This is a genomic window from Bradyrhizobium sp. SK17, from assembly GCF_002831585.1.
GTDB lineage: Bacteria > Pseudomonadota > Alphaproteobacteria > Rhizobiales > Xanthobacteraceae > Bradyrhizobium.
Genome location: NZ_CP025113.1, coordinates 3,597,200 through 3,609,154, shown reverse-complemented (window position 1 = coordinate 3,609,154; position 11,955 = coordinate 3,597,200). Strand labels below are relative to the sequence as shown.

General features: G+C 62.9%; 9 protein-coding genes and 1 pseudogene. 7 read left to right on the top strand and 3 right to left on the bottom strand.

The features are described 5' to 3' along the window. Positions 1-21 precede the first annotated feature (21 nt). Positions 22-1,389: an FAD-binding oxidoreductase gene (locus CWS35_RS16705; RefSeq protein ID WP_100956423.1), complete on the bottom strand. Its 1,368-nt coding sequence runs from the start codon at positions 1,387-1,389 to the stop codon at positions 22-24. Between the two features lie 128 nt (positions 1,390-1,517). On the opposite strand from CWS35_RS16705, the gene CWS35_RS16700 reads away from it, so the two are divergent. The 6 genes and pseudogenes from CWS35_RS16700 to CWS35_RS16675 form a co-directional block, all read left to right on the top strand. After that, positions 1,518-2,372, top strand: coding sequence for a VOC family protein (locus CWS35_RS16700; protein ID WP_100952575.1), 855 nt, complete (start codon positions 1,518-1,520; stop codon positions 2,370-2,372). 195 nt (positions 2,373-2,567) lie between these two features. Further along, on the top strand, positions 2,568-3,890 hold the full coding sequence (locus CWS35_RS16695) for a sugar ABC transporter substrate-binding protein (RefSeq protein ID WP_168226341.1): 1,323 nt from the start codon (positions 2,568-2,570) through the stop codon (positions 3,888-3,890). Further along, on the top strand, positions 3,887-4,825 hold the full coding sequence (locus tag CWS35_RS16690; protein ID WP_100952574.1) for a carbohydrate ABC transporter permease: 939 nt from the start codon (positions 3,887-3,889) through the stop codon (positions 4,823-4,825). The genes CWS35_RS16695 and CWS35_RS16690 overlap by 4 nt, the downstream gene beginning before the upstream one ends. Before the next feature lie 11 nt (positions 4,826-4,836). Continuing rightward, complete coding sequence (locus CWS35_RS16685; RefSeq protein ID WP_024580752.1) at positions 4,837-5,661, top strand: carbohydrate ABC transporter permease; 825 nt, start codon at positions 4,837-4,839, stop codon at positions 5,659-5,661. Positions 5,662-6,161: 500 nt separating this feature from the next. Beyond that, positions 6,162-8,495 carry a TonB-dependent siderophore receptor gene (locus CWS35_RS16680; RefSeq protein WP_100952572.1) on the top strand — a complete coding sequence of 778 codons (2,334 nt, stop codon included), beginning with the start codon at positions 6,162-6,164 and terminating at the stop codon, positions 8,493-8,495. Positions 8,496-8,618: 123 nt separating this feature from the next. Then, positions 8,619-8,875, top strand: a pseudogene (locus CWS35_RS16675) (carbohydrate ABC transporter permease); the annotation flags it as partial. A gap of 90 nt (positions 8,876-8,965) precedes the next feature. On the opposite strand, the gene CWS35_RS16670 reads toward CWS35_RS16675, so the two are convergent. After that, positions 8,966-9,832, bottom strand: a complete 867-nt coding sequence (locus CWS35_RS16670) for a hypothetical protein (RefSeq protein ID WP_100952571.1) — start codon at positions 9,830-9,832, stop codon at positions 8,966-8,968. A 238-nt stretch (positions 9,833-10,070) separates the two neighbouring features. Continuing rightward, the gene (locus tag CWS35_RS16665) at positions 10,071-10,748 is read right to left on the bottom strand and encodes a cysteine hydrolase family protein (protein ID WP_100952570.1); all 678 of its coding nucleotides are present in this window, start codon (positions 10,746-10,748) and stop codon (positions 10,071-10,073) included. A 193-nt stretch (positions 10,749-10,941) separates the two neighbouring features. Between CWS35_RS16665 and CWS35_RS16660 the strand changes: the two genes are divergently transcribed. Further along, positions 10,942-11,955, top strand: a complete 1,014-nt coding sequence (locus CWS35_RS16660; RefSeq protein WP_100952569.1) for a formamidase — start codon at positions 10,942-10,944, stop codon at positions 11,953-11,955.

Here is an 11,955-nt window from a genome sequence, read left to right as displayed (position 1 = left end):
CCATGCGCTCGGCGGCGGTCCTCATCTGGAGCGGCGCGAGGCGAGCACATGCTCCGCCCAGCGCAGCAGCTCGAAGCGATCGCCCTTGACCAGCTCTTGGGCGTCGCGACGGCGATAGAGCACCAGCATCCACGGCGCGAGCTTGCGCAACAAGCCGTGCGCCACATACTGCACCGGCTCGGTGAACGGCAGCGCCAGCTCGCTCTCCGGAACGCCCTGGACCGCCCGCGCCAATTCGCGGCCGAGCGGGATGGTCAGCGCGACGGCGCGGCCGTTGCAGCCGGTCCAGCCATAGGCGTTCGGTCCGAGCCGATGCATGCGCGGCAGGAAATCCGCGGTCATCCCGACATAGCCGTTCCAGACATACTCGAAGGAGACCTCGCCGATCTGCGGCCATAGCCGTTGCAGCCGCTCGGTCACCCGCGCCTTCAGCCGGCCGGTCTTGTCGCCCGGCCCGAGCACGGCGCCGCCGGTGACGAGCCGGTTGCGGGCATCGTAGCGCGCGAAATACAGCTCGCCATGGGTGTCCGACATCGCCTGCCGGCCGGGGATGATGGTCTTGCGGACATTGTCCGACAGCGGCTGCGTCGCCATCTGCCAGGACAGCACCGGCATCACCTCGGTTGCGATCTCCGGCACCAGCGATTTGGCGAACTCGCCGCTATAGGCGTTGGTCGCGACAACCAGCGCGCGGCCGGAGATTTCGCCCTTCTCGGTCTTCACCAACCAACGATCGCCGCGGCGCTCGAAACTCGTCGCAGGCGAACGGGCATAGATCCGTCCACCGAGGCCGAGCACGGTGCGTGCAAGGCCGCGCGCCAGCGCCAGCGGATTGACGTGGCCGCCGCTCCTGTTCCAGAAGCCGCCGTACCATGCGTCCGAGCCGAGCATGTCCCGGGTCTGCTCGCGCGACAGCAACTCGACCGGCGCGCCGAATTTCGACCATTGCTGCACCCGCCGCTCCGCGATCTTGATGCGGCCCGGGGAATGCACCGGCTGGACCCAGCCGGCCTGCTCCTGTTCGGCCTCGATATTGTAGCGCTCGACGACGTCGAACAGCATGGCCGCGCTGTCGCGCAGCATCGCGACGAAGCGCTCGCCGGCCGCGCCGTGCCGCTTGATGATGTCGTCTGGATCGGGACGCGACAGCGTCGGGATCACCTGCCCGTTGTTGCGGCCCGAGGCGCCCCAGCCCGGATCGGCCGCCTCGACGATCGCGACATCGACATTGGCCTCGCGCAGATGCAATGCGGTTGACAGCCCGGTGAAGCCACCGCCGATGATGACGACATCGGCCTGCTGCACACCGGTCAGTTCGGGGCAATCGGGGCCTGACGGCGTCACCGCCGCCCAGAGTGAATTGGGCCAGCGCACGGCATTGCTGCTCATCATGATCCTTTCTTGCGGGTACCCGGTCATTCTGGTTAGCTTTAACGCATGATCCGGAAAAGTGCGTAGCGGTTTTCCGAAAAGATCATGCTCAAGCAAGGTCCTCATTCCAGCCGGGAAGACAACAAGTGGCACTCAAGAACGTCATCGGAATCGATCACGCCGTGGTCATGGTGAAGGACCTCGACAAGGCCGCCGAGAACTACAAGCGGCTCGGCTTCACCGTGTCGCCGCGCGGCACCCACAGCGCGCATATGGGATCGGGCAACTACACCATCATGTTCGACCCCGATTACATGGAATTGCTCGGCGTGCTGACGCCGACTGAACACAACGCCCCGGCGCGCGCCTTCCTCGAGAAGCGCGGCGAAGGCATCGAACGGATCGCGTTCACCGCAGTGGATTCCGCTGCCGGTGCCGAGGAGATCCGCGCGCGCGGCTATCCGCCGATCGGGCCGACCGATTTTGAGCGCCCGGTGACGTTGCCTGATGGCAAGGTCTCCGCGGCAAAATTCCGCACCTTCCAATGGCCGACCGCCGAGGCGCCGGGCGGCGTCCGCATTTTCGCCTGCCAGCACAAGACCCGCGAGACGGTGTGGATTCCCGAATTGATGACGCACGCCAATGGGGCAAAGCGTCTCAAGCAGGTGCTGATCGTCTCGCCCGATCCGGCAGCCGACGCCGCGCATCTCTCCAGGATGATCGACATCGCCGTGCGGACCGATGCCGACGGCGCCGTTGCGGTGCCGTCCGGCGGCGACCGCGCCGATTTCGTGTTCCTGACCAGGGATCAGCTCGGCAAGCGTTATCCTGGCGTGTCGCTGGACGGTCTGTCCGAGCGGGGCGGCGCCGGTCTCGTGATCGCGGCCGATCTTGCCGCGACCGAAAAGGCGCTGGGCGCAACCGGCGTGAAGAGCGGCAACGGCATCACCGTGCCGCCGGCTGCCGCGAACGGCACCCTGCTCGCCTTCGTCATGGCCTAGCTGCCCGGCGTCGCGCGGCGCGGCATCATGCGGCGCCGCGCCACACGCGGCACTCGTGCATCGATGCGATTCCTGATTGCATCGATGCCGTACCCGCATCGGTTGATGCACGAGCGGTCCGGAAAAGCGGTGTTCACTTTTCCGGATCATGCTCTACTATCTCTCCCAAATAAGAACCGTCCCAGGGAGAGAGACATGTCGCATCACCTGATCTCGCGCCGGCAAATGCTGGCGGGCACGGCCGCCGCTGGCGCGGTTGGATTGACCGGATTTCCGGCCCGCGCCGAGGTCAACTGGAAAAAATATTCCGGCACCTCGCTTGAAGTCAGCCTCGCCAAGGGACCGCGCGGCGACAATCTGCAAAAATACATCAAGGAATTCACCGAGCTCACCGGCATCAAGGTCGAATCCGAGCAGGTCCCGGAGCAGCAGCAGCGCCAGAAATGCGTGATCGAGCTGTCCTCGGGCAAGCCGAGCTTCGACGTCGTGCACCTCAGCTATCACGTGCAGAAGCGGCAATTCGAGAAGGCCGGCTGGCTCGCCGACATGTCGGGTTTCCTCAAGGATCCAAGCCTGACGCTACCGGATCTCGTCGAGAGCGATTTCTCCGCGGCCGGCCTGCAATATGCGCGCAACGACAAGGGCCAGATGCTGTCGCTGCCGTGGTCGGTCGACTATTTCATCCTCTACTACAACAAGGAGTTGTTCCAGAAGAAGAACGTCGAGGTGCCCAAGACGCTGGACGAAATGGCGGTCGCCGCGGAGAAGCTCACCGACCCCAAGGAAGGCGTCTACGGTTTCGTCGGCCGCGGCCTGCGCAACGCCAACATGGCGATGTGGAGCAATTTCTATTTGAACTATGGCGGCGAGTTCCTCGACGGCAAGGGCAACATCCTGTCCGACGGTCCCGAGGGGATCGAGGCGACCAAGCTCTATCAGCGGCTGCTGACCAAGGCGGCACCTCCCGGCGTCGCCGGCTTCAACTGGATGGAGTCGATGGCGTCCTTTACTCAGGGACGCGCCGCGATGTGGATCGACGCCACCGGCTGGGCGCCGCCGATCGAAGATCCGACCGCCTCGCGCGTACCCGGCAAGGTCGGCTACACCGTGGTTCCGGCCGGCCCCAAGGGCCACTTCTCATCGACCTACGGAGACGGCCTCGGCATCGCCGCCGCCAGCAAGAACAAGGAAGCCGCCTACCTGCTGTGCCAGTGGGCGGTCTCGCGCGGCCAGGGCACGCGCCTGATCCAGGCCGGCGGCGGCGTGCCGTTCCGCAGCTCGATCGTCGACGATCCCGAGGTCGCCAAGGGCGTCAAGACCAAGGAATGGCTGCAATCGGTGATCGATTCCTCGAAGATCTCGAAGCTTGGCCTGCCGGTGATCATCCCCGTCGCCGAGTATCGCGACATCGTCGGCGCGGCGCTGACCGCGACGCTGTCGGGCGCCGATCCCGCCACCGAGCTGAAGAAGGCGCACGATCAGTTCCGCCCGATCCTGGAGCGCAGTGAAAAAGCGTGAGCGTGGTGACACAAGCTTCTCCGGCCGCGGCCCAAACCGCCGCGCCGGAGCGCCAATGGCGTAAGCCATCCTACTGGCCCTTCGTGGTCCCGGCCCTGGTCGTGGTGCTCGCGGTCATCATCTTCCCGTGGGTGTTCACGATCTGGATGAGCTTCCAGGAATGGAAGGTCGGCTCGCCGACCGTCTTCGTCGGGCTCGCCAATTATTTGCGGCTGCCGACCGATCCGCGCTTCGTCGAGGCGGTCGGGCACACGCTGTCCTATACCGTGCTGTCGGTCGTGCTGCCGCTGGTGTTCGGCACGCTCGCGGCGGTGGTGTTTCACCAGAAATTCGCCGCACGCGGCTTCCTGCGCGGCATCTTCATCATGCCAATGATGGCGACCCCGGTGGCGATCGCGCTGGTGTGGACCATGATGTTCCACCCACAGCTCGGCGTGCTGAACTATCTGCTCTCGCTGGTCGGCATCCCGCCGCAGCTCTGGGTGTTCAACCCGACGACGGTGATCCCCTCGCTGGTGCTGGTCGAGACCTGGCAATGGACGCCGCTGGTGATGCTGATCGTGCTCGGCGGCCTCGCCGCGATCCCGACCGAACCCTATGAAAGCGCGCAGATCGACGGCGCCAGTTTCTGGCAGGTGTTCCGCTTCATCACGCTGCCCTTGATCATGCCGTTCCTGTTCATCGCCGGCATGATCCGGATGATCGACGCGGTGAAGAGTTTCGACATCATCTTCGCGATCACGCAAGGAGGACCCGGTTCGGCGTCGGAGACCATCAACGTCTATCTCTACAGCGTCGCCTTCGTCTATTACGACCTCGGCTACGGCTCGGCGATCGCGGTGGTGTTCTTCCTGTTGATCGTGGCACTGGCAGCGCTGCTGCTCCACTTGCGCAAGCGCCTGCTGTGGACCTCGCAGCTCGGGAGCGAGGCATGAATCTCCGCCATATAGCTTTGCGTCAGATCCTGGGCCGGATCGGGCTGTGGCTGTCGGTGTTCGTCATCGTCTCGCCGGCGATCCTGTTCTTCCTCTGGATGGCCTCGCTGTCGCTGAAATTCGAGATCGACAACGCGTCCTATCCGCCGGTGTTCTTCCCGGAGCATATCGCCTGGAAGAACTATGCCGACGTGTTCGCCTCCAACCGCTTCCTGACCTATTTCACCAACAGCCTCGTCGTCACCGGCTGCGCAACCGGACTTGCGATGCTGGTCGGCGTGCCCGCGGGCTACGGCATCGCGCGGATGGCGGCGCATAAATCGGCGATCGTGATCCTGATCGCCCGCATCACGCCGGGCCTGTCGTATCTGATCCCGCTGTTCCTGCTGTTCCAATGGCTCGGCCTGCTCGGCACGCTGGTGCCGCAGATCATCATCCATCTCGTGGTCACGGTGCCGATCGTGATCTGGATCATGATCGGCTATTTCGAGACCACGCCGCTCGAGCTGGAGGAAGCCGCGCTGATCGATGGCGCCACGCGCTGGCAGGTGTTCCGCCATGTCGCGCTGCCGATCGCCAAGCCCGGGCTTGCGGTCGCCTTCATCCTCGCGGTGATCTTCTCCTGGAACAACTTCGTCTTCGGCATCGTGCTGGCCGGGCGCGAGACCCGCACGCTGCCGGTCGCGGTCTACAACATGATCTCTTTCGACCAGTTGAGCTGGGGCCCGCTCGCCGCCGCCGCGCTGATCGTGACCGCGCCGGTGCTGCTGCTCACTGTGCTGGCGCAGCGGCAGATCGTAGCCGGGCTGACGGCGGGCGCAGTGAAGGGCGGCTGAGGCGCGACGAGATCAGGTTGAACCATCGCGCTCCAGCTTCGTGTTTGCGCACGATCTTCTCAGACGACCGCCTCACACTTTCCGGATCGTGCTTCAGGGCAATGTGAGCCGTAGGCCGTCGCGGGTCGCCTCGTCAAAAATATCGAAAACAACCCCATGCAAAGGAGCCGCCGGCGGCCGACGCTCGGCCGAGCACGTTTGCGACGGCACCTCAAGCCGCACGGCCGCTGACGCCAATGCCCCGAATCCAACTTCTGTTTTCGGCAGCGTAGCGCACATACCGGGCTTGCAACTGGTTCGACACATCCGTGATGCATGAAGAACAGCGATTCGACGATATCGATGTAACGCCAAATCATATCGGCAAGGCGCCACATTGCCATCATGTATCGAGAACCCGCCATCATTAGACGGATTCTATCAGCACGAACATTGCGAAGAGAAAGGCGGTGCCGCACTAGCCGAAGCACTGATGTGATTTCGTTGAGGGTTGGAAGACAATGCAGAAGCTTGTTGCTGGAGCGCGATTGCTCTCGGCTTTTTCGATCAGCGTTTCCGCGATCGCTCTTACCCTCGGTTCATCCACGTCGCCCGCGAGCGCGCAGGCCAGCCTCCCACCAGTCACCGTCGATGCTCCGATCCAGCGACCCGCCGCCCGCGCACTGCCCTCCCGCAGCGCCAAACCGCGGTCGAGCCGACGGCCAACGACGGCCCGCGCGAAGCGTGAGCCGACAAATTCTGCTTCGAGCGCACCGCGCGAAACCGCGTGGGGGCACGTTGATGGCTATGTTGCCACCCATAGCGCCACGGGCAGCAAGACCGATACACGGCTGATTGAAACGCCGCAGGCGATCTCGGTTGTCACCGCCGATCAGATCAAGGATCAGGGTGCGCAAAGCGTGGCTCAGGCACTGAACTATACGTCGGGCGTGGTTGCCGAACAGCGCGGCGTCAACATGAGCGGCTTTGAATATCTGACCGGCCGCGGCTTTCAGCTCGAGAAGTATCTCGACGGCTTGCGAATGCCGAACGTCGCCTACAACCTGCCGTCCTATGAAGTCTACAATCTGGAGCGGATCGAGGTGCTGCACGGTCCTGCTTCGGTGCTCTACGGACAGGGTTTTCCCGGCGGACTCGTCAACCTCGTCAGCAAGCGGCCGACCGACAAGGCATTCGGCGAGATCAATGTCTCCGCGGGCACCTACAATCTCGGCGCCACGTCGATCGATACGGGCGGACCCGTCGACAAGGATGGCAAGCTGCTTTACCGTTTCACCGGCGTATTCCGCGACAACGATACGCAGGTGGACGGTACGCATGAGCAGCGCGTCTCCGTCGCGCCGGCCATCACATGGCGACCTGATCTCGACACCACACTCACGGTGCTGGCGAATTATCAGAAGGATCCGAACGCTGGTTACTACAATTTTGTCCCCGCGGTGGGCACCGTGCTGCCCAATCCGAACGGACAGATTTCACGGTCGCTCAATCCCGGTGAGCCCGGCTTCGACCGTCACTCGCGCGAACAGTATGGCATCGGTTACCTGTTCGAACACAGACTCGACGACAATCTGACCGTTCGCCAGAACCTGCGCTACACCGGCATCAAGGACGACTTGCTGAACGTGTTCGCCTACGGGCTCGGCGCTGACAACCGAACGCTCGGACGCTACGCATTCTTCAACAATGAAAGCCTGACCCAGCTCACCAATGACAACCAGATCGAGGCAAAATTTGCCCTCGGCGCAGTGAAGCACACGGCGATCGTCGGTTTCGACTATCAGAACATCAAGTACAACGAGCTCTACGGCAACAATTTTGCCGTGAACGGTCTGGATGCCTTCAACCCCGTCTATGGAGCACCGGTCGCACTTCCGACGCCGGGCGGCAGCGACGATGCCCGGGTGACCCAGGCCGGACTATATGCGCAGGATCAGATGAGCCTGGGCGGGTGGCGCTTCATGATCAGCGGTCGGCAGGACTGGGCGGCGGCGCACGATTTTGACCGCATCAACAACGTCAAGACCGACCAGTCCGATAGCGCATTTACCTGGCGTACCGGTGTGGTTTATCTCTTCGACAATGGTGTCGCGCCCTATGCGAGTTATGCGACGTCTTTCCAGCCTCAAATAGGCACCGCCTACGGCGGAGCGGCGTTCAAGCCCACCACCGGCGAACAATATGAGATTGGCGTCAAATACCAGCCGATCGGCTGGAACAGCTTCGTCACCGCAGCGCTGTTCGATCTGACCCAGCAGAACGTGCTCACGCCCGATATCACACCTGGCCATATCGGCTTCAGCACCCAGACGGGAGCCATCCGCTCGCGCGGCCTCGAACTCGAGTGGCACGCGAAGTTCAACCGCAACCTGGACGTCGTGGCGGCCTACACTTATCTCGACAACATCGTAACCGCGTCGAACGACACGACGTCGCTGTTCTCGATCAACGTTGGCACCCATCCGGTCGGTATTCCGCGCAACACGGCGTCCCTCTGGGCCAAGTATGCATTCCTCGATGGTCCCGCCGCCGGCCTGGGAGTTGGTGTCGGCGTGCGCTACGTGGGCAACACCTACGGTACTTACACGAATGTCTGGACCGGCGTTTCCGGTCTCGGCACCACACCGTCGCTGCTGCCGGACTATGCGCTGCTGGACGCGTCCGTGACCTACGATTTCGCAGCCAGGTCGCCTGCTCTCAAGGGCTTCTCGCTGGCGGTAAACGCCCGAAATCTGTTCGACAAGACCTACGTCTCGTATTGCCAAGGCGTTGGGCTTTGTCAGTATGGCATGGGCCGAACGGTATTGGGCACACTTACCTATCGGTGGCAGTGAGGGTGTGAATGCCGGCGCGATCGACAGCGCAGCCAGACGGACCGCAAATCGGCAGTGGGCTCGATCTCCGGCTTTCGCGACGCACGCCGCCGGCGGCGGATGATGCAGAATCTGGACTGACCGCGAGCCGGGCTTGCGGTCGCCCTCATGCTCGCGGTGATCTTCTCCTGGAACAACTTCGTCTTCGACATCGTGCTGGCCGGGCGCGAGACCCACGCGCTGCCGGTCGCGGTTCACAACATGATCTCGTTCGACCAATTGAGCTGGGCCCGCTCGCCGCCGCCGCGCTGATCGTGACGGCGCCGGTGCTGCTGCTCACCGTGCTGGCGCAGCCGCAGATCGTGGCCGGGCTGACGGCGGGTACGGTGAAGGGCGGCTAAGGCGAGAGCAGCGGACAGGAGAGGCGCGCTTCATCATGTCGGCTGAGGGCCAAAAGCGCTCGTCGGTCTGAACCATGGCTTCAGAACACACTACTTGCGCCGCCATGACTCGATCAACGCCGCGAGCTTGCCGTCGAGCACCTCGTCACCCTCGGCTGAGCCTGCTTGGTATCCAAGCCAATAGTTGCCCACCAGCGCGTGAGTTATACAGAATCTCTCGCTGTTAACGTGACAGACGACAAGCCGCGTGAGCTGTCCGTTCAAGTTCAGGCGAGCGAAGTAGTGATGGACCAGCGTACGACCGCTAGGCCGCGCAAAGCTCAAGTCGAACGATTGATACCCATCGCGGTCAAGACCCCTACTCATCTGAGACCGGTATTCACGCCACGATTTTAAGTCGGGATCAGCATCGCTGTTCTCGCTGGGTAAAACATGGACACTCTGAATGAAACCACAGCCTACGTCGCCGCGCCCTAAGAGATTGGAAAGACAGAGATCCGCAGAGAAGCCAACCTCCTTTGGCATTTTCTCAAGGGGCACCCCGGGGCTGGTCGCCACATACTTCCAAGGTACCCAAAAGGTTTCCTGGCCGGCATGCCGCTCGAAATATTCCGGACCAGGTTTCACAAACGAACGAGCAACCGGGATGCCGGCAACGGCGACACCCCAAATCGCAACCACCAATGCGGACGCGGTGGCTCGAAACTCCAAAGCAAGCGCGATTGAAGACGCAACCGCGGCAAAAGCAACCGAGGCAAGAAATATCCAGGAGGCGTCATTATCGTACTTGTCAAATGGGATCTGCGGACTTGCTGCGAAGTAAGTCAGGTCTATGGCCGTAACCACAACGACCGAGAGGCAAATCGGGATCGACACCACGAAAAGAAGCCAGCCGATAACGACGAACGTCCCGGCGCGACTGCGAAGAATTCTCCCGACTTGCACGAAACCATCCAAGAGTTGTGGACCAATCGTCGACAACCCTTAGCGGAAGACGTCGCCAATGACTAATAATACCGTGACCATCTCGCACGGTGTGCTTCTGCGAGGGGTTATCCCCGACGTCGGGTCGAGTGTCTGCTTCGACCATGAAAAGCGGGCGTCCCGGAGTCCTGAGCATGCGCCCCAACGCTTCCGCGCCGCAAACGCGATAGGTAGCGCCCCTATTCGCGGCGCAGCCCAATCTCATCTCGCTTCAACGTCCGAGCGCCTCCAGCACCGCGGCTGAATCGGTGACCCACCCAAAAATGCCGCCCTGGGCCTTGATCATCTTCAGGCCCATCTCGTGGAATTCCGGAAAGTAGGACGCGCAGCCGTCCGCGATCACGACACAGCGGTAACCGCGGTCGTTGGCCTCGCGCACCGTGGTGTTGACGCAGACCTCGGTGGTGACGCCGCAGACCAGCAGATTCTCGATGCCGTATTTTTGCAGGATGTCAGCGAATTCGGTGGCGTAGAATGCGCCCTTTCCGGGCTTGTCGATCACGATCTCGCTGTCCTGCGGATAGAGCTCGGGAATGATGTCGTGGCCCGCCTCGCCGCGGATCAGGATCCGTCCCATCGGCCCGGGATCGCCGATCCGCAAGCTCGGCGCACCACGCTCAACCTTTGCCGGCGGCGCGTCGGAGAGATCGGGCAGATGGCCCTCGCGGGTATGGACCACGAGCAAGCCGGCGTCGCGCACCGCCGCGAGCACCGCGGCAATCGGCTGCACCGCGCGGGCGAGCTGGCTGACGTCATTGCCGAGGGTTTCGCCGAACCCGCCGGGCTCCATGAAATCGCGCTGCATGTCGATGATGACGAGCGCGGTCTTGCTCCAGTCGAGCGTGATCGGCGCCGGCTCCGCCGCGATTGTCCCGCTTGAATTCGCCATGGCGCACTCCCCCGAATGCGAGAAGATCCGCGCTTGATTAAGCAAACCGCGTGCCACTACGCAATCACCGGCAGCTGATTTGCCGATCGTCCGATGCTGCTGGCATGATCGTTGCTAGCTGGGAGCCTGAGCGGACGAGGATCGATCGTTCGCGCAAATGACGCGGTGCGTCGTAATGAGCGGGAGGACAGGCATGAACGGACTTGGCGGTCTCAACAAATCGCCGAATGGCGTCGTGATCGGACTGGTGCAGCTGCAACTGCCCGTGGTCGCGACCAAAGCCGATCTGGCGCGGCAGACCGAGCGCATCGTCTGGATGGTCGGCAAGGCGCGGCGCAATCTCGCCACCATGGACCTGGTCGTATTCCCCGAATACTCGCTGCACGGCCTCTCGATGGATACCAACCCTGAGATCATGTGCCGGCTCGACGGGCCTGAAGTCGCGGCTTTCAAACAGGCCTGCATCGACAACAAGATCTGGGGCTGCTTCTCCATCATGGAGTTCAACCCGCACGGCAACCCGTACAATTCGGGGCTGATCATCGACGATCACGGCGAGATCAAGCTGTACTACCGCAAATTCCATCCCTGGATTCCGGTCGAGCCGTGGGAGCCGGGCGACATCGGCATTCCCGTGATCGACGGACCGAACGGCGCCAAGCTCGCGCTGATCATCTGCCACGACGGCATGTTCCCGGAGATGGCGCGCGAATGCGCCTACAAGGGCGCGGAGATCATGATCCGCACCGCGGGCTACACCGCACCGATCCGCGACAGCTGGCGCTTCACCAACCAGGCCAACGCGTTCCAGAACCTGATGGTAACCGCCAATGTCTGCATGTGCGGCTCGGACGGGTCGTTCGACTCGATGGGCGAAGGCATGATCGTCAATTTCGACGGCAGCATCATCGCGCACGGCACCACCGGACGGGCCGACGAGATCATCACCGCCGAGGTGCGGCCCGACCTGGTGCGCGAGGCGCGGATCAACTGGGGCGTCGAGAACAACATCTATCAGCTCTGGCATCGCGGCTATGTCGCGGTGAAAGGCGGCGCGATGGATTGCCCCTACACCTTCATGCAGGACATGGTGTCCGGCCGCTTCCGCCTGCCCTGGGAAGACCGGGTCAAGATCACCGACGGCACGTCATGCGGCTTCCCCGCACCGACACGGATGTTCGGCAAGGCCGCGAAGGCCGCCGAGTAG